This window comes from Anaerospora hongkongensis (assembly GCF_004339805.1).
GTDB lineage: Bacteria > Bacillota > Negativicutes > Sporomusales > DSM-15969 > Anaerospora > Anaerospora hongkongensis.
Map to the genome: position 1 here is coordinate 159,355 of NZ_SLUI01000009.1, position 17,878 is coordinate 177,232.

16 protein-coding genes are annotated in these 17,878 nt (G+C 48.0%); 13 read left to right on the plus strand and 3 right to left on the minus strand.

The annotated features are described in order from the left end of the window. Nucleotides 1-50 precede the first annotated feature (50 nt). Together EV210_RS14500 and EV210_RS14505 are read left to right on the plus strand one after the other, a co-directional pair. The gene (locus tag EV210_RS14500; RefSeq protein ID WP_132081948.1) at nt 51-902 is read left to right on the plus strand and encodes a histidinol-phosphatase; all 852 of its coding nucleotides are present in this window, start codon (nt 51-53) and stop codon (nt 900-902) included. A gap of 57 nt (nt 903-959) precedes the next feature. Next, nucleotides 960-1,529, plus strand: a complete 570-nt coding sequence (locus EV210_RS14505; RefSeq protein WP_132081950.1) for a nitroreductase family protein — start codon at nt 960-962, stop codon at nt 1,527-1,529. 65 nt (nt 1,530-1,594) lie between these two features. Here the strand turns inward: EV210_RS14505 and nudC are convergent, their stop codons facing one another. Further along, the gene (gene nudC / locus EV210_RS14510; RefSeq protein WP_132081952.1) at nt 1,595-2,377 is read right to left on the minus strand and encodes an NAD(+) diphosphatase; all 783 of its coding nucleotides are present in this window, start codon (nt 2,375-2,377) and stop codon (nt 1,595-1,597) included. Nucleotides 2,378-2,767: 390 nt separating this feature from the next. Here nudC and codY point away from each other — a divergent pair, with 390 nt between their 5' ends. Together codY and EV210_RS22685 are read left to right on the plus strand one after the other, a co-directional pair. Next, nucleotides 2,768-3,544, plus strand: a complete 777-nt coding sequence (gene codY, locus EV210_RS14515; RefSeq protein ID WP_132081954.1) for a GTP-sensing pleiotropic transcriptional regulator CodY — start codon at nt 2,768-2,770, stop codon at nt 3,542-3,544. A gap of 254 nt (nt 3,545-3,798) precedes the next feature. After that, complete coding sequence (locus tag EV210_RS22685; RefSeq protein ID WP_165898912.1) at nt 3,799-3,954, plus strand: hypothetical protein; 156 nt, start codon at nt 3,799-3,801, stop codon at nt 3,952-3,954. 43 nt (nt 3,955-3,997) lie between these two features. On the opposite strand, the gene EV210_RS14520 is transcribed toward EV210_RS22685, so the two are convergent. Then, the gene (locus EV210_RS14520; protein WP_132081956.1) at nt 3,998-4,636 is read right to left on the minus strand and encodes a response regulator; all 639 of its coding nucleotides are present in this window, start codon (nt 4,634-4,636) and stop codon (nt 3,998-4,000) included. Next, on the minus strand, nt 4,611-5,492 hold the full coding sequence (locus EV210_RS14525; protein ID WP_165898913.1) for a sensor histidine kinase: 882 nt from the start codon (nt 5,490-5,492) through the stop codon (nt 4,611-4,613). The genes EV210_RS14520 and EV210_RS14525 overlap by 26 nt, the downstream gene beginning before the upstream one ends. 329 nt (nt 5,493-5,821) lie before the next feature. On the opposite strand from EV210_RS14525, the gene EV210_RS14530 reads away from it, so the two are divergent. The 9 genes from EV210_RS14530 (at nt 5,822) to EV210_RS14570 (ending at nt 17,830) form a co-directional block, all read left to right on the plus strand. Beyond that, nucleotides 5,822-6,322 carry a hypothetical protein gene (locus tag EV210_RS14530; protein WP_132081959.1) on the plus strand — a complete coding sequence of 167 codons (501 nt, stop codon included), beginning with the start codon at nt 5,822-5,824 and terminating at the stop codon, nt 6,320-6,322. Then, nucleotides 6,319-8,295 (plus strand): TonB-dependent copper receptor, encoded by a 1,977-nt coding sequence (locus tag EV210_RS14535; protein WP_132081961.1) that lies wholly within the window; start codon nt 6,319-6,321, stop codon nt 8,293-8,295. Before EV210_RS14530 ends, EV210_RS14535 begins: the two co-directional genes overlap by 4 nt. Before the next feature lie 157 nt (nt 8,296-8,452). Continuing rightward, nucleotides 8,453-10,831 carry a DMSO/selenate family reductase complex A subunit gene (locus tag EV210_RS14540; RefSeq protein WP_132081963.1) on the plus strand — a complete coding sequence of 793 codons (2,379 nt, stop codon included), beginning with the start codon at nt 8,453-8,455 and terminating at the stop codon, nt 10,829-10,831. 16 nt (nt 10,832-10,847) lie between these two features. Continuing rightward, nucleotides 10,848-13,232, plus strand: coding sequence for a DMSO/selenate family reductase complex A subunit (locus tag EV210_RS14545; RefSeq protein WP_132081965.1), 2,385 nt, complete (start codon nt 10,848-10,850; stop codon nt 13,230-13,232). Between the two features lie 21 nt (nt 13,233-13,253). Beyond that, nucleotides 13,254-13,835 carry a DMSO/selenate family reductase complex B subunit gene (locus EV210_RS14550; protein ID WP_132081967.1) on the plus strand — a complete coding sequence of 194 codons (582 nt, stop codon included), beginning with the start codon at nt 13,254-13,256 and terminating at the stop codon, nt 13,833-13,835. Nucleotides 13,836-13,851: 16 nt separating this feature from the next. Further along, nucleotides 13,852-14,691 (plus strand): dimethyl sulfoxide reductase anchor subunit family protein, encoded by an 840-nt coding sequence (locus tag EV210_RS14555; protein WP_132081969.1) that lies wholly within the window; start codon nt 13,852-13,854, stop codon nt 14,689-14,691. Nucleotides 14,692-14,716: 25 nt separating this feature from the next. Then, complete coding sequence (locus tag EV210_RS14560; protein WP_165898915.1) at nt 14,717-15,346, plus strand: TorD/DmsD family molecular chaperone; 630 nt, start codon at nt 14,717-14,719, stop codon at nt 15,344-15,346. A 173-nt stretch (nt 15,347-15,519) separates the two neighbouring features. Continuing rightward, nucleotides 15,520-15,756 (plus strand): preprotein translocase subunit SecG, encoded by a 237-nt coding sequence (gene secG, locus EV210_RS14565; protein WP_132081973.1) that lies wholly within the window; start codon nt 15,520-15,522, stop codon nt 15,754-15,756. 70 nt (nt 15,757-15,826) lie between these two features. Beyond that, entirely contained in the window at nt 15,827-17,830 is a 2,004-nt protein-coding gene (locus EV210_RS14570) for a sodium-translocating pyrophosphatase (protein ID WP_132081975.1), read from the plus strand. Nucleotides 17,831-17,878 lie beyond the last annotated feature (48 nt).

The window sequence follows — 17,878 nt, forward strand, 5'->3', positions numbered from 1 at the left end:
CAATTAATTAATACGTAAATACCTTTTTCACGCAGGGAGATGAGCTTTTTATGCGCATTGATTATCATATGCATTTTGAATACGGCAGCTATGATTTTGACTGGGTGCAGGGCTTTTTTGATCACGCAAGCCAGCGGGGCATTGATGAGATCGGCATATCTGAGCATACCCATGGCTTCAGCGAATTTAAAGATCTTTACTATGAAGAACTGGTGCGGGATGAGTCTCCGGTAGGACAATTCCAAAGCAAATGGCTGACGAAAAACAAGTTCCGGTATAGCTTGCAGGACTACCAGCGCTTCATGAATTCCTTAAAGGAAAAAGGCTATCCGGTCAAGATGGGGATTGAGGTTTGTAATTTTCAAAATCAGGCTCGCGTTAAGGAAATTTTATCGCAGGCTCAATTTGACTACATCATTGGCTCTATTCATTTTCTACGGGGCTGGGGTTATGATTTTGCCGATATTAAGTTTGTCTGGGATCAGTATAAGCTGCAGGATATGTATGAATGGTATACGGGAGAAGTAGAAGCGTTATGCGCTTCCGGAATCTATGATATTCTGGGGCACCCCTTTAACATCCGCTTATTTAAAAACTTTCCTGATTTTGATGTTCAGCCTTATTTAGAGCGTGTCGCAGCTGCCGTGAAACTGGCCGGTATGGCGATAGATATTAATACCGGTACCCTATACCGGTATCCGGTACAAGAAATATCTCCCTATCCGGAGTTTATGAGAACGGCCCGGAAGTATGATTTGCCGATTATTTTATCTTCTGATGCACATCGGCCTGAGGATTGCGGAAGGTATATTGAGATGGCAGTAGAATATGCTAAAGGATTTGGTTATGATGAACTGCTGGTATTTACCAACCGGCAGGCTACAGCTCATAAAATATCCTAATAACCTGTGGGATCTAGTTGCTGTTCGGTTTACTAAAAGAATGAGGAGTGGGGCTTAATGTTTCGTGACATGGTAAAAGCAAATCGCAGCTACCGGCGTTTTTTTGAGGAAGAAGAGATCACAAGGGAGTCTTTGCTGACACTGATAGACTATGCCCGGCTGACTCCTTCCGGCGCAAATAAGCAAGCGTTACATTATTATCTTTCTGCAGATAAAACGCTTAACGGACAAGTATTTGAGACGCTGGGGTGGGCCGGATATTTAAGAGATTGGGATGGCCCTGTTGCGGGGGAAAGGCCTGCAGCTTATATTATTGTCGTACAGGATAAGGCTTATAAAATGGCTACTGCTTTTGACGCGGGTATTGCCGCGCAAACGATTTTGCTTGGCGCAACAGAAATGGGATTAGGCGGCTGCATTCTGGCCAACATTAAGCATGCCCAGCTGCAGGCAGTACTCAACATGCCGGAAAACCTGGAGATCCTGCTGGTTATTGCCTTGGGCAAACCGAAAGAAACGGTTGTCATTGAAGAAATTGAGGCCGATGGGGATATTAAATATTGGCGGGATGAACAGCAGGTACATCATGTACCGAAACGGCAATTAAAAGATATTGTGAGGAACTAACAAAAACAGGGCTGCGCAGCTAGGTATTATAACCTAATTGCGCAGCCCTGTTTTTCGGCATGATATTAGCTGTTTGTCTTTACAAAGGCGTCAATGAGCTGCCGGGAAATACTTCCCTTGGCCGGTATGTCGGGAAGCTCTGCAGCAGAAAACCAGCTGGCGGCGTCTATTTCATCATGATCCACCGTTATTTCACCGCTCGCGTATTGAGCGGTAAAGGCGACCATCAGGGAATCCGGAAAAGGCCAGGGCTGGCTGCCGAAGTATTGAATATTCTCCACTTCAATTCCCACCTCCTCACGGATTTCTCTTCTGACGCAATCCTCCAGTGTTTCCCCCGGTTCGGCAAAGCCGGCTAAAACGCTGTAACGGCCTGCCGGAAAGCGAGTAGAATGTGCCAGCAGAATTTGCCTGCCTTTAATAACCGATACAATAATAGCAGGAGAAATCCGGGGATATTCAATATGACTGCAGGTCGGACATGTTACGGCAAAGTCGCGGGCGTGTGCTGCTATTTCCATAGCATTGCCGCACTGACCGCAGAATTTATTGTTTTTCAGCCAGTGAATTAAGTGATAGGAGCGGAAAACCATCCGCCACTGCTCGGCAAAGCTGTCGGCAAGATTGCGCAGTTTAATAAAAGTAAAGCCGGCATAAGACGGTTTACTGGTAATATCGGCAGCGAAATAGTGATTACCATTAGCTGTACCGGTATATTGCAATGGGGGCAGAGGTATATGGAGAAACTTGCTATCGTTTTTGGCTGGGAAGCTAAGCGTACTACCCTGAACTTCAACTAATACTTCATCTTTATAAAATAACAAAGCAAAATCAGCTGTATTGCTCATGAGAGAAGACCACCTTAACGTGAATTTGGTTACTTTCAAACTATACTGCTTGAACAGCAAGATTTCAATCTATATTTGCTGAGAAGTAATGCAGGAAAAGGAAAATTGCCATCATCTTCATAAGCTCGCGTCGACGAAGGATGATGAAAGATCTTCGCAAACATAATACAGTGGTTGACTAAATATTCCAGGTGCTGATAAAAAACAGTGGGTCTTTATCAATAATAGTTCTTACTATCATTGACGCGTTTTAGCTTTTAATGCTATACTATGATAATGATAAGCCGATCAGTAATCATCTGAAGGCCGGGCAGAGCTGCATCTGAACGGTCTTTTTCTGCTTTTTTAGGCTTATATTATGGAAATTTAGCATAGATAAGGGTGGGTTTAGTGGAACTATTATTAAATCGTATACGGATCATTAATAAGGCGTTACAAAAATCGGAAAGAATGCAGTATGCGGAGCTTGCTGCGATTTTAAGCAACGTAATGCCTGCTAATGTGTATATTGTTGGAAAAGCCGGACATGTTCTTGGCTACAGCCTGCTGGATAATTTTGAATGCCGGCTAATGGATGAACAGGTTTTGCAGAAAGGCATTTTTCCGGCGGATTATGCGGAGTGGCTGCTGCGTGTAAATGAGGTTTCGCCAAATAAGACTCTCAAAGGCAGACTGTGTGCTTTTAGTGAAAATACAAATTGCCTGTTCACTGAAAAGTATACTACAATTATTCCCATATTCGGCGGCGGACAAAGAATGGGGACGCTGATAGTCGCTAAATTTCAGGAAGCATTTGTCGATGCTGATTTAGTATTGGCAGAATATGGAGCTGCCGTTGTAGGTGCTGAGATTTTTCGAGACAAGTCGGATAATATCGATGAGGAAGCGCGCAGGCAGGCATGCAGCCAAATCGCTGTCAATGCTTTGTCTTACTCGGAATTGGTGGTACTCAGCCATATTTGCAGCGGCATAGATGGAACAGAGAATTTGTTTATAGCAAGTCAGATTGCAGACAAAGCAGGTATTGCCCGGTCGGTTATTGTAAACGCGCTGCGCAAATGTCAAAGTGCTGGATTGATTGAGTCTAAATCGCTGGGAACGAAAGGGACCTATATTCGCATACTGAATGAGTATTTTCTCGATCAGGTTAGAAAAGTCGCCCAATAATCCAGAGTAATGCAAAGCAAATAATGACAGCAGACAACTTAGGAAGTTTAAATGCGTTGGCTAAGCCGACGACTAAGGCTAAGGTGCATGGTAATGCTCCTTAGCCTTTTTTATTAACCAAAAAAGGACGCTGGTCAGCAGAAAGCCTTATAAAGAGAATAAAAGATTGAAAAACGGTTAATTACTAAAGGTCTGATGCGATTTCTGCCACAAATGATACTGTTCCTTAATCAACCGACTGGGAGGGTCAATGGATGAAAAACACCTGGAGCAAAACGATTGATCTTTCTAATCAGCCTGAGGACAATCGCAAGAAAAGAAGTATTTATGATGTAGCAAACTTAATTGTAGAAAGCATTTTTGTAAGTATCATTATTACGATGGCAGCATGGGTATTGAATGCACGATAACAAAGAAGCCGGTCTTTGAGGACGCGGCTTCTTGCTTTTAAATCTAATTTCCGGCAAGACCGTTTTTATAAGCGTAGGCAATTAATTGCATGCGATTTTGTAAGTGCAGTTTATCTAAAATATTGCGTAAGTGATGTTTAACCGTGCTCTCACTGATAAATAATGCTTCGCCAATTTCTTTGTTGCTGAGCCCCTGCGTGATGAGCTGTAAAACTTCCTTTTCCCGCTCCGACAGCTTATGGTCACAAACAGCTTGTTTCTGCCCGGCAAATTCTTGTAGGATTTTCACTGCCAGGGCACGCGAAATGGGAGCCTCACCGCGGGCAATACTGACAATATAATCCAGCCAGTTTTCCGGCTCCATATTTTTCAGCAAATAGCCTTGTGCTCCAAGCTTAATGGCTTCAAAAAAATCCTGCACGTCATCAGATACACTAAGAATAATAATTTTGACAGAAGGTAACTTTGCTTTGATTAAACGGGTTGCTTCCAAGCCATTCCCATCGGGCATGCGAATGTCCATTAGAATAAGATCGGGAGTAAGCTGCTGCGCTTTTTCCAACGCTTCTTTGCCTGTAGTGGCTTCGCCTGCGATGACAAATAAGGGATTAACAGAAAGAATGCTTGCGATTGCTTTGCGCGATAAGAGATGGTCATCAACGATTAACACTTTGGTTGTCAAAATCGTAACTCCCTTTCGTTGGTTTTACAGTAACAATTGCAGTTGTGCCGTTACCGGGAGTGCTTGTAATTTTGAGATCTGCTCCAATGGAATGAAGATCCTGCTCCAGAAGTTTAAAACCGAAAGAGGATTGCTTCTGCAGAATATCTTCAGAAGCGAATCCTCTACCATTATCGTGAATGGTCATGCTAAAGGTTCCGTCTTGCTCAGCCAGGCTTACACTAACCCGGCTTGCTTCAGCATGCTTGCGAATATTAAATAGTAATTCCTGAAAGATGCGGACAAGCTTCTGCTGCTGATCAGAATTGAAGCTGTCGGTACTGCTGCAGACAGCAGCCAAGTCTGTTATTGTGCCGGTTTGCGCTTCGTACTGCTGCAGCCGGTTTCGTATTGCAGACGAAAGTTCGACGGCTTCATCCGGTGGAGCAACTGTTTGCAGCGCGAAAATTTGCTGTCTAACCTCCGTGTCGGTCAGCTTTATTGCCTCTTTTAATTCTGTGATTGCCGGCCAGGGCTCTTTGCCGTTTTTCCAGGATGATTCGATCTCAAGCAATTTCACATTCATAAAAAATAAGGACTGGGCAATATTGTCGTGCAACTCCCGGGCAATTCGGTAGCGTTCCTGCAGGATGGCAGTTTCCTGTTTCTCTTGCTGCAGTTTTCCATAGAGGTTTTCCATTAAGGTAAATATGCCGTGGGAGAACAAAATAAACAGCAAGCCTGTTAAGACTGCTGCTAAAACATTACCCCAGCTCATGGAAATAATGTGCAGATATTCGTGTCTGGCAAATTCAAACAGGCCAATGCAAATTGCCGGAACGATAGCAGCCAACCATTTCATTCTGGTAATATTCAACGAAGTCTTCCTCCTGGCAGGAAATATCATGCGTACTTAGTTTTGACTGTAATCGGAATTAAGCAATTTGTCAATGCACCACACGGAGATAAAACGGACGGCAGGCACAATCAGTATGAAATAGTACTTTAGGATAGTAGACAAGAAACTAGTCAGGTTTATAATAGACGTATAACTGAATATCATTATCAATAAAAATGTACGGAAAGATCTGGTTATTTCAAAAAAGTAAGTTTGGCTATTTAATGTGTCAGATGAAAAGGGGAGTGGATAGAAGGGAAATATAGCTAAAAAAAGCTGATGATAACTAAATTCAGGAGGTTGACTGTATGAACAAAAAGGTAGTGACAAGATACTGTTTGTTTGTATTCGCGCTGTTATTATTGATAATTATTCCTATTACATATGCTGCTCCTGGTTCTCAGTCCATTAGTCAGTTTACCATGCCAGCCAGCAAGAATACTGCTCTGCTCTCCTACTCATTTTTTAGTGAACCGGCAAGCGGTACCTTGAAATTTCATGAGCTGTTCAGTCCGAATGGCAGTGATGCCTATCTGGCAATACCAGTAGAGAGTAAGACAGGAGTTGTTGAAGTACGGCTGCAATTTGATAATCAATATGTTACCGCTTATTTTCCTCAGAGTGGAGATCGTATTTTGCAAATGGACAGGAAAAGCCTGGATTGCTGCAGCCTATACAGCTTTACCATTAAGGATGGTCAGCTTACGGTCACAATTGGGACAAAAAGCAATACGGTTGACGGCATTTCAGCCTTTACAGGTACTTTTGCCAGTCAATCTGTCAGCGGTAAGGCGGCAGTGTACAAATGAAGAATCTGCATAAAATTGCAGCCCAATTGCTTGTAGCGTTTACTGTCCTGCTGGTTAATCCGCCCTGGGTTTTGGCGGCTGGGGAAGGTGAGGGAGAACAGCAGGTTTTTACCTTGGAAGAAATCGTTGTAACCTCTCACCGCATGACGGAACCGCTGGTAATACAGACTGATCCCAAAGCGCCGCGCCAGCCTGTGCCGGCAGCTGATGGCGGCGGATACTTAAAAAATATTCCCGGTTTTTCCGTCGTGCGCCAGGGAGGGACAGGCAGTGATCCCCTGCTGCGGGGGCTTGGCGGGACAAGGCTGAATGTTCTGCTTGATGGAACATCCCAGCTGGGCGGCTGCCCTAACCGGATGGATCCGACTACTTCTTATGCTTTCCCGGAAGCATTTAGCAGCATTACCGTACTGAAAGGGCCTGAGAGCGTCCGGTACGGCAGCAATGTGGCCGGTACGGTACTGTTCGAGCGCGAAACCGCCCCTTTTCAACAGGCTGATATTCGGTTAAATACCAGCGCTTTGTTCGGCAGTAATGGCCGCAATGATGAATTGCTTGATGTAACAGCCGGTGATACCACAGGCTATGTACGAATTATCAAAACAAGATCGCATGCAGATAATTATACAGATGGTGCAGGCAACGAAGTACATTCTTTTTATACCCGTCAAAGCCTGACCGGTATAGTCGGTTTGACACCTGATGCCAATACGCTTTATGAATTTGCCATTGATACCAGTACGGCAGAAGCAGCTTATGGTGGCCGCATGATGGATGGGACAAAGTTTGATCAAAAAAATTATAGCTTTACCTATGAAAAGAAGAATCTGAGTACTTTGCTCGTCAGTCTGGAATTTAAGGCATATCATAATTATGTGGATCACGTAATGGATAATTTTTCTTTCCGTACCCCCAGCGGGATGATGGGGCCCAGGGTCAGTAACGTTGACCGGACAACAGAGGGGGGGAGAATGTCGGCTAAACTTCTGCTGAGTCCGGCGACCGAAGCGAATGTGGGCTTTGATTATCAGAAAAATGAGCATACCAAAAGAGGAATGGGGACAGAGTACAAGTCACTAAAGAGAGACCCTGATCTAGCTTTTACAAATTACGGTCTGTTTGGTGATATTAAGCGCACGCTGGATAGCCATAACCGGCTGCTGGCCGGAATTAGGGCAGACAGCCTGGAAGTGAAAAAGCTGACAGAGGTAACGGCTGCGGATAAAGATCATACTTACGGAGCTTTCTTACGGTACGAGCATGATTATGCCAACTCTCCTCTCACTAGTTTCATCGGCATTGGCCATGCACAGCGTCCTGCCGACTATTGGGAGAGAACCAAAGGCGCAAACAACAGTACTTTCTTTCTGAAACCGGAAAAAAACACTCAGCTCGATACAGGACTTTTATATGATGCAGGGAAACTAAAGGCGAGCGTATCGGTGTTTTATGCTGATATTAAAGATTTTATCCTGATTACAGGAACTTCATCTGCGAGTAATGTTGATGCTACCCTGTTTGGCGGTGAAGCGGATGCGGCTTATCGCCTGGCGGATCATTGGACAGTTACAGCCACACTTGCCTATGTTCACGGCACTAACGAAACGGGCAGCAAGCCGCTGGCCCAAGTGCCCCCTCTCGAAGCAACCATTGGCTTGAAATACAACAGAGAGAAACTAGAGGCTGGTCTGTTATGGCGTGGTGTACAGGCGCAAACCCGTTATGATATAGGCAGCGGCAGTGAAGTGGGCCTGGATATCGGGCGGAGTAGCGGTTTTGGTATTCTTTCGGTGAACGCAGCTTATCGTCCAACCCGGAATATGGTTATTGCGGCTGGAGTGGATAACTTGTTTGATAAGAACTACGCAGAGTTTGTCAGCCGGGCTGGTTTTGCCGTTGACGGAATTCCTGCCACTATCAGGCTTAATGAACCGGGACGTACAATATGGGTGAAAACAAGCTATAGTTTCTAGTAAACCGAATGTTTGGTAAAGGGGTCTTACGAGTATTCGTAGAATATTCAGTAAGACTCTTTTTCTACGTAAGTGGTAAGGTATATTGGCGGGTAAGTTTTTATAAGATGTAAAACAGACGATCAAGGAGAATACCGGAAGGGATGGGGATGGGGCGATGTCTGAAAAGGAGAATCAGGGGCCATTTTCGTTGACAAGGCGGCGTTTTCTGGCCTGGAGTGCAGCAGTGGCCGGCAGTTCCAGTCTGCTTCACTGGGCAGAGGCGGCAAACTCTTTTGAACCGGTTACTGCCGGAGCGACAGTGCAAAGAAATGAAAAGGTAGTTCTTACCTCCGGGTCGCATAACTGCGGCGGCCGCTGCCAGATTAAGGCGCATGTCAAAGATGGTGTGATTGTTCGCATTACTACCGACGATAAGATAACCGACTCTGAAGCTGTCCCTCAGCTGCGCGGCTGTCTGCGCTGCCGGTCATACCGCAACCGGCTGTATCACACCGACCGTCTGAAGTATCCGATGAAACGGGTTGGTAAGCGGGGCGAGGGAAAGTTTGTCCGCATTACCTGGGAAGAAGCAATTACGACTATAGCCGATCATACACGGCGCATTATGGCACAATACGGTCCGGAGGCAATCTTTCTCCATTATGCCTCCGGTATTGCCGGCAAGGTTGCCGAACGGGTCTGGATGGGCCGGCTGCTTGGGCTTTACGGCGGTTATCTCAGCTATTACGGAACCTACAGTACCGCCTGTACTCAGGCGGCAACGCCCTATACGTATGGTACGGTGGCTACCGGCAACAGCCGGGAAGACTGGGTGAATTCAAAACTCATTATTTTATTAGGCTTTAATCCGGCAGAAACGGTACATGGAACAAATACGCCTTATTATTTGAAACTGGCGAAAGAAGCCGGTGCCAAGATTGTGGTTATTGATCCCATTTACTCCAGTACGGCGATTGCGCTGGCTGATGAGTGGATTCCGATTAAGCCGACAACCGATAATGCTTTGCTTGATGCCATGGCTTATGTAATGATTACGGAAAATCTCCATGATCAAGCCTTCTTGAATAAATACTGCCTGGGCTTTGATGAAGAGCATATGCCGCCAGGCATACCGGCTGGTCAGTCTTATAAAAGTCATGTCTTAGGCCAGGGCGGTGACGATACGGCAAAGACACCGGAGTGGGCAGAGGCCATTACCGGCGTTCCCCGCGATACTATTATCCGCCTGGCCCGCGAATATGCGCAGCTCAGGCCGGGTGCACTCATTCAGGGATACGGACCGCAGCGCCACGCCTATGGGGAACAGGTGGTCAGGGGAGGAACGGTATTGGCCGCCATGACGGGCAATGTGGGCGTTAAAGGCGGCTGGGCTTCGGGAACCGGCTATAAGGCCCGGGATCAGGTTGTGGGCTCGATACCGTCTCAAAATCCGTGCAAAGCCTCTATTTCCTGCTTTATCTGGCCTGACGCAATACAGCGCGGCAAGGAAATGGGTGCTGCCGACGGCGTACGGGGTGTTCCGAAATTATCTTCGAATATTAAAATGATTTACAACCTGGCAGGCAACTGTCTGATCAATCAGCATTCTGACTGCAACGGCACTGCCAAACTGCTGGCAGATGAAAGCCTGGTCGAGTGCATTGTGGTAAGCGAGCATTTCATGACAGCCAGTGCAAAGTTTGCTGATATCTTACTGCCCTCCGATAATTATATGGAACGGGACGATATAGTCAGTCCCTGGGGCTGGGGGGATTATCTGCTGTATATGAACAAAGCAGTGGATACTGTCTTTGAGTGCCGCAATGGTTATGACTGGATCAGTGAACTAGCTGAACAACTGGGCATAAAAGAAAAGTTCACCGAAGGCAAAAGTAAAGAGGACTGGCTGCGCTACCTGGTTGATAAAACCAGGCAGGCTAATCCTGGTTTTCCTACCTGGGAAGAATTCAAAGAACAAGGCGTTTACCGCTGGAAATATGATAAACCCTCCATTGCTTTTCAAAAGCAGATTGAAGAACCGGATAAATATAAATTCTCTACTCCTTCCGGGAAAATTGAGATTTTCTCGCCCCGCCTCTGGGCCATGAATAAACCGGAGCTGATTCCAGCGGTACCGAAATACATTCCGGCCTGGGAAGGCCCCCAAGCACCGCTGGCCCGGCAATATCCGCTGCAGTGCATTGGCCATCATTACAAGCGGCGGGTTCATTCGACTTTTGATAATGTGCCGTGGCTGGAGGAAGCCAGTGCCCAGGAGGTATGGATGAATCCGGCTGATGCCGCCGAACGCGGCCTCAAAGCCGGAGATAAGGTAAAGGTCTTTAATGACCGCGGCGTAATGGTAATTCCTGTGAAAATTACCTCCCGGATTATGCCTGGTGTCGTATCAGTACCGCAGGGAGCCTGGTGGACGCCGGATGAGAACGGCATTGACCGGCGGGGCTGTACCAATACCATTACCAAATACCATCCGACTCCGCTGGCTTTTGGCAATCCTCAGCACACTAATCTCGTCCAGATCGCAAAAAACTAACTGATTAGGAGGACGTATGGCGTATGATAAACTTTGGTCAGCACCGTTGTCCAGGCGGCGCTTTCTCGTTATGAGCGCATTAGCCGGAGGGGCGATGGGGCTTACCGCGCTGCCTGTAACGACAAATCGTTTTGTAAAAGCTAACAGCCCGTTATTAGGAGAGAAAACTTACCCTACCAGCTGCACTCACAACTGCGGCGGCCGCTGTTTTTTAAAAGCTCATGTTAGGGACGGGGTAATAACCAGGCTAAGTACGGATGACAATCCGGATACAGCTGAATTGCCTCAAGTCAGGGCTTGCCTGAAGGGCTGGGCCCAGCGCAAGCGGCTGTATCATCCTGACCGCCTCAAGTATCCGATGAAGCGGGTTGGCAAGCGCGGTGAAGGCAAGTTTGTCCGCATCAGCTGGGAGGAAGCACTTGATACCATTGCCGCCCAAATGAAGCGCATTAAACAAACGTACGGTAATGAAGCCATCCATTTGCTGTATGGTACGGGAGTGTACGGCCAAATCAGTCAATCCTGGCTGATCCCTTCCTTTGGCGGGGCACTTGCCCGCTTTCTGCATATGTTCGGCGGGTATCTGGGATATCACAATACCTATAGTTCAGCCTGCTTTAGTTACAGCACACCCTACACATATGGAACGGCAGAAGGCAATAGTCCCGATGATCTGGTTAACGCCAAACTAATTGTGCTTTTTGCGGAAAACCTGATGGAAACCAGAATGGGAGGGGCCAATACCGGCCATTACATCAAACTGGCGAAAGAAAAAGGCGCAAAGGTCATCGTTATTGATCCGCGCTATAGCGATACTGCTCTGGCGCTGGCAGACGAATGGATACCGATTAAGCCGACAACGGATAACGCGCTGCTGGATGCTCTGGCGTATGTTATGGTCACGGAAAACCTGCAGGACCAGCATTTTTTGGACACCTACTGTTTGGGCTTCGATGAAGAACACATGCCTGACGGTATTGCACCAGGCAATTCCTATAAAAGCTATCTGCTTGGCAAGAGTGGTGATAATACTGCAAAAACACCAGCCTGGGCTGAGGCCATTACCGGTGTGAACCGCGAGACGATCGTTAGACTGGCGCGCCAAATAGCCGGGATTAAACCGTGCTGTCTGCTGCAGGGGCTCGGCTGGCAGCGCCATGCCTATGGCGAACAGCCGGTTCGGGGCTTGCCTGTGCTGGCAGCAATGACCGGCAATGTAGGCAGAAGCGGCGGCGGCCCGGGGCTGCGGCTCGGCGGTCACAGTGTGCCAATGGGCTGGATGAGGGCCGGAACTAATCCGGTAAAGGCCACGATATCCTGTTATGTATGGCCGGAAGCAATTCTCCGGGGGAAAGAAATGGGGCCTGCCGACGGCGTACTGGGTGCGCCAAAACTTTCCACCGATATTAAAATGATTTGGAACTATGCCTCTAATACGCTGATTAACCAGCACTCTGATTGCAACGGGACTGCTAAAATCCTGCAGGACGAAGAAAAATGCGAGTTTATTCTTGTTCACGACGTCTTTATGACACCAAGTGCCAGGTTTGCTGATATTTTACTGCCTGACGTGACGCAATTCGAACGGGAAGATATTATCACCTTTGCCTCGGGCATCGGCTATGCAATCTATCATCAAAAACTGGTTGAACCGATGTTTGAATGCCGTAATGTTTATCAAGTTACCAGCGGCTTGGCGGAACGGCTTGGTTTCGGTGCCCAATTCACCGAAGGAAAGAATGAGCAGGACTGGCTGAGGGAATGCGTTGACGTTGCCCGGCAAAAGGATGCGAAGTTTCCAGCTTTCGAACAGTTTCGTGAGCAGGGAATTTATAAGGCTGCACCTGCTAAGCCGGTGATTGCCTATGAGAAGCAGATTGCTGACCCGGCGGCTAATCCCTTTAAGACCCCTTCCGGGAAAATTGAGCTGTTTTCTCCCCGGTTGTGGAATATGAAAAATGATCGGGAAATTCCTGCTATACCCAAATATATCCCAGCCTGGGAAGGTCCCGAGGCAGCTTTGACTAAAGAGTATCCGCTCCAGTGTATTGGCCATCATTATAAACGGCGCGTCCATTCTACATTTGATAACAGCCCCTGGCTGGAGGAAGCAGCACCGCAGCAGATGTGGATCAATACACAAGATGCGGCAGCCCGGCAGCTGAAAGACGGGGAGTACGCTAAAATCTTTAATGACCGGGGAACGATCGTTATGCCGGTGAAAGTAACGCCCCGCATTATGCCCGGAGTTGTTTCTATCCCGCAGGGAGCCTGGTGGACACCGGATAGTCAGGGCATTGACCGGCGCGGCAATGTCAACACCATTACGAAATATCATCCGACACCGCTTGCCAAAGGGAATCCGCAGCATACCAATCTGGTAGAGGTCGTGAAAGCGTAATAGTTGAAGGGGGAAGAATGTATGTCGGGCCAACGTGGATTTTATCTCAAACAGGACCGCTGTATCGGCTGTTTTACCTGTCAGATAGCCTGTAAAGATACCAATGATCTTGATGTGGGGCAGTGTTTCCGTAAAGTTCATGAGTTTGCCGGCGGCGGTTACAGTAAGACTGACAAAGGCTTTACGAATAATGTGTATGCCTATTGGCTTTCTATGAGCTGCAATCATTGCCAGGAGCCGCTGTGTGTAAAAAATTGTCCCACCGGAGCCATGCAGAAACGTCCGGAGGACGGCATTGTATTTATTGATCAGACTAAATGTATTGGCTGCCGGTACTGCATCATGAGCTGCCCTTACGGAGCGCCTCAATATAACCCGAAAACAGGTAAAACAGGCAAATGCGATATGTGTAAATATCTGCTGGATAGAGGCGAGCAGCCGGTATGCGTCAGCGCCTGTCCGATGCGGGTGCTGGAGGCCGGCGATGTAGAGGAACTGCAGAGAAAGTACCAGGGTGTCCGGCAAATTAAGGGGATGCCCGAACCGAAAACGAAGCCTTCTTTTGTGATAACTCCCCATCGTGATGCTGTGATGGAACGGTAGAGAGGAGAGAAAGAGAATGGGTGATGAATGGTCTTTAGTTCTGTTTACGCTGCTTGCTCAGACTAGCGTCGGGATGATTGCCGTAAGTCAGTTTACACCGGAGGTGGAACACAGAACCGGCTTGCTCGTGCTGCGCTGGGCGATAGGGACAATGGCAGCCAGCCTGCTGGTATCATTAACGCATCTGGGTGATCCCTTCGGTGCTTACCGGGCGCTGTATCACGTCGGTTCGTCCTGGCTGAGTAGGGAAATCTGGTGTGCCAGTGGCTTTTTCGGATTGTCGCTGCTGTTGTACTGGCAGGTCCATAAAGGTGCACGGCTGCGGTCGCTGCTGGGAAAGGCTGCAGCTATTTTTGGAGTATTGATGCTTATCAGCATGTCCTTTATTTATGAGGAAACGTCGGTCTATGCCTGGAGCACTGCCTATACGCATGTAACCTTCTTCGGAGCAGCAGCGGCCTTGGGAGCACTGGCGTATTCAGCAGTCATTATACGGGTTCAGGCAGATACCCCCGTTGCCCTCTACAGCCGTGCTTTTGCAGCCGGAGCTGTCGGGGCAGGCTTGCAGCTGCTTAGCCTGGCGCCTTACCTCGCTGCGCTTGCAGCTGGCTCCGTTTCCATGCAGGCGACAGCCGGGCTTCTGTACCGGCATATCTGGCTGCTGGCCGCCAGTCAGCTGCTGCTGCTTGCCGGTGCCATAGGTTTTACTTTCATGGCCTGGGATAAGTATACGGTAAAGGGAAGTGGTGCAGCTGCGAAATGGCTGTACTTGGGGCTTGCCGCCGTTATTACCGGTGAGTTGGCCAGCCGGTACCTCTTTTATGCTACTGGCGTGCATACGATGCTGGGACATTGATAAAAAGTGAGGGATACGAGAAACGGTGGAATGGCAATGGAGAGCATATATATATAGTACATTGGCCTGCTTATACCGGCAGGAGCCTGATCGGGAGGTATTGGCTGCAATCAGCGAACAGCAGCAGTTATCCTGTCTGTTTGAAGATGTAAGCGGTTTATTACCGGTGGCAGCCGAACTGGAAGCTGACATTGCCGCTCACACCTTAGAGATCGGTGCTTATCAGGAACTGCTAAGGGAGGATTATAACCAGCTGTTCGTAGGGCCGGGGCCGCTGCTGGCCCCGCCTTGGGAATCAGTTTACCGGTCGAAGGAGCGGCTGTTGTTTGGCGAGCACACGCTGGCGGTGCGTGCCTTTTATCAATCCTATGGCCTGAAGGCTGTTAAGCAGCAACAGGAGCCGGAGGATCATATCGCACTGGAGCTGGAGTTTGCCGGCTGGTTGTGCCAGCAGGCTGCTAATGCTTCCAGTCCGGAGGAAGCCAGTGGTTTTATAGAAGGTCATAAAGAGTTTCTTGTCAGGCATCTGCTCGAGTGGATACCTGCTTTTAACGAAGCTGTCCGCAAAGGCAGCCGCACGGTTTTTTATGACCGGCTGCCAGTACTGACTCAAGCCTGGCTGGACTATGAAAAAGAGGCGGTATCTAGTAAGTAAAATGGGCCTCATCCATAAGGCGCAGAGAAAAGAGAGCGTTTAATGATGCTAATTACTGGTAATACTACAATAAACAGTCTATTTGATCAAAAATCTACCCCGGTACAATTGTCAAGGTGTTTTTCCATATGCTACAATAGGAGGGTACAAGCGGGTAGGGGGGTAAGGAACGAATGAAATCTGCGCTTATGATTCTTGAAGCGGTTGTGGCAATTGCTTTGATTGCATCCGTAGTACTGCAATCAGGTAAAAGTGCCGGTATGTCAGGCTCGATTGCCGGTGGAGCGGAAACTCTGTTCGGCGGTAAGAAAAAAGGCCTTGACGAGTTGCTGGCTCGTGTTACCATGATTCTGGGTATTGTATTTGGCATACTAACCTTGATTCTTGGTCGTGTTCTCAGCACCTATTAAACCTCAATGATAACATTGAGGTTCTTTTTCGTTCTGAATTGCTCCAACAGGTAGAGGAGGAAGAGAAGGTATGGAATTATTGTACTTAGCGCCCCTAGCAGGAATTGTGGCGCTTTTGTTTGCGGCCTATCTTATGTCCAGTGTGTTGAAGGAAGACTCAGGTAATGCGAAAATGCGCGAGTTGTCTCAGGCCATCTTTGAGGGTGCTATGGCATTTCTCAACAGGCAGTATAAGACACTCATCCCTTTTACAATCGGTATTTTTGTGATTTTATTTATTGTTGACGGATATAAATTAGCCAGCTCCTTTTTAGTAGGTGCCATTTGCTCGGCAATTGCCGGTTATATTGGCATGACTTCAACTACTAAGGCGAATGCCCGTACAACCGAGGCTGCCCGCCATAGCCTGAACAAGGCTTTAGGAGTATCGTTCAGGGCCGGTGCCGTTATGGGTATGTCTGTTGCCGGACTTGGCCTTTTAGGAGTATCCACGCTGTACATCCTGTTCCGCGACCCCGTTGTTATTAACAGCTTTGCCTTTGGTGCCAGTGCGATTGCTTTTTTTGCCCGTATCGGCGGCGGTATTTTTACCAAAGCTGCTGACGTTGGTGCCGACCTGGTCGGTAAAGTAGAAGCCGGTATCCCTGAGGATGATCCCCGCAACCCTGCCGTAATTGCCGATAACGTTGGCGACAACGTCGGAGATACTGCCGGCATGGGTGCCGACTTGTTTGAATCTTATGGTGCCACCGCTATTGCAGCGATGCTGATTGGCAATACGCTGTTCGGTGTTACCGGAGCCATTTTCCCCTTGTTGATTGGTGCAGCGGGAATTGCTGCCTCAATTATCAGCACGTTCTTTGTACGTACTACTGAAGATGGCGATCCGCAAGCCGCTCTTAACCGCGGTTTATGGGCAACGAATATAATCACAGCTGTGCTTTCCTATTTGTTGGCAACTGCAGTTTTTGATGGCAAAAATGCTTTCGGCATTTTTATCGCTATCATTTCCGGCTTGGTTGTTAACGTATTGATCGGCATGCTGACCGAATATTATACCTCTAACGATAAAGCGCCTTGCCAACACATTGCCGATGCTTCGCAAACAGGTGCTGCAACTAATATTATTGCTGGTATTGCGAATGGCTTGCGCAGTACCGGATTACCGATGATCGTTTTTTGTGCCGCTACCTGGCTGGCTTTTTCTCAGGCCGGTATCTACGGTATTGCGATGGCGGCAATGGGTATGCTCTGCACTGCCGGTATGGTAGTAGCAGTAGATTCCTTTGGTCCTGTTGCCGACAATGCCGGTGGCATTGCGGAAATGGCCGAGCTGGGTCCTGAAGTCCGTAAAACAACTGACAAACTGGACTCTGTAGGCAATACAACCGCTGCAATTGCCAAAGGCTTTGCAATCGGTTCAGCCGCACTCACGGCGCTGGCGCTGTTTACGGCATTTGCCGAAGAAGTTGCCAAAAATCCGAAGCTTTCCGGACTGCTGGTTGACGGTCATTTAGTTGTTAATTTGACCGAACCGGGTGTTATCATCGGCATTTTCCTGGGCGCTACATTGCCCTTCCTGGTTTGCGCCTTTACCATGGAAGCTGTTGGTAAAGCCGCTTTTGAAATGATTGGCGAAGTTCGCCGTCAGTTCCGGGAAATTCCCGGCATTATGGAAGGCACAGGCCGTCCAGATTATGCGAAATGCGTTGATATCAGTACAAAAGCTGCGATTCGTGAAATGCTGCTGCCTGGTGCCTTTGCTGTTGGCTCGCCGCTGATTGTAGGGTTCCTGCTTGGTGCGAAAGCACTGGCTGGTTTCCTCGCCGGTGTTACAGCCTCGGGCGTACTCTTGGCCATCTTCATGTCCAATGCCGGTGGTGCATGGGATAATGCGAAAAAGTATATTGAAGCAGGCAAGTTTGGCGGTAAAGGTACACCTACCCATGCTGCTGCCGTTATCGGCGATACCGTCGGCGACCCCTTCAAAGATACTTCCGGCCCAGCCATGAATCCGCTAATTAAGGTTGCCGGTACAATTTCACTCATCATTGCGCCGCTGCTCTTTTTCTAGAGTACGCTTAGTTAAGGCCTGCAGGTTTATGCCTGTAGGCCTTTTTGC

Bases quoted from the DNA above. Each gene is read 5' to 3' on its own strand.
- EV210_RS14555 (WP_132081969.1), top strand. From the start codon at position 13,852: ATGGGTGATGAATGGTCTTTAGTTCTGTTTACGCTGCTTGCTCAGACT.
- EV210_RS14500 (WP_132081948.1), top strand. From the start codon at position 51: ATGCGCATTGATTATCATATGCATTTTGAATACGGCAGCTATGATTTT.
- EV210_RS14550 (WP_132081967.1), top strand. From the start codon at position 13,254: ATGTCGGGCCAACGTGGATTTTATCTCAAACAGGACCGCTGTATCGGC.
- EV210_RS14540 (WP_132081963.1), top strand. From the start codon at position 8,453: ATGTCTGAAAAGGAGAATCAGGGGCCATTTTCGTTGACAAGGCGGCGT.
- EV210_RS14505 (WP_132081950.1), top strand. From the start codon at position 960: ATGTTTCGTGACATGGTAAAAGCAAATCGCAGCTACCGGCGTTTTTTT.
- EV210_RS22685 (WP_165898912.1), top strand. From the start codon at position 3,799: ATGAAAAACACCTGGAGCAAAACGATTGATCTTTCTAATCAGCCTGAG.
- nudC (WP_132081952.1), bottom strand. From the start codon at position 2,377: ATGAGCAATACAGCTGATTTTGCTTTGTTATTTTATAAAGATGAAGTA.
- EV210_RS14545 (WP_132081965.1), top strand. From the start codon at position 10,848: ATGGCGTATGATAAACTTTGGTCAGCACCGTTGTCCAGGCGGCGCTTT.
- EV210_RS14530 (WP_132081959.1), top strand. From the start codon at position 5,822: ATGAACAAAAAGGTAGTGACAAGATACTGTTTGTTTGTATTCGCGCTG.
- secG (WP_132081973.1), top strand. From the start codon at position 15,520: ATGAAATCTGCGCTTATGATTCTTGAAGCGGTTGTGGCAATTGCTTTG.
- EV210_RS14535 (WP_132081961.1), top strand. From the start codon at position 6,319: ATGAAGAATCTGCATAAAATTGCAGCCCAATTGCTTGTAGCGTTTACT.
- EV210_RS14570 (WP_132081975.1), top strand. From the start codon at position 15,827: ATGGAATTATTGTACTTAGCGCCCCTAGCAGGAATTGTGGCGCTTTTG.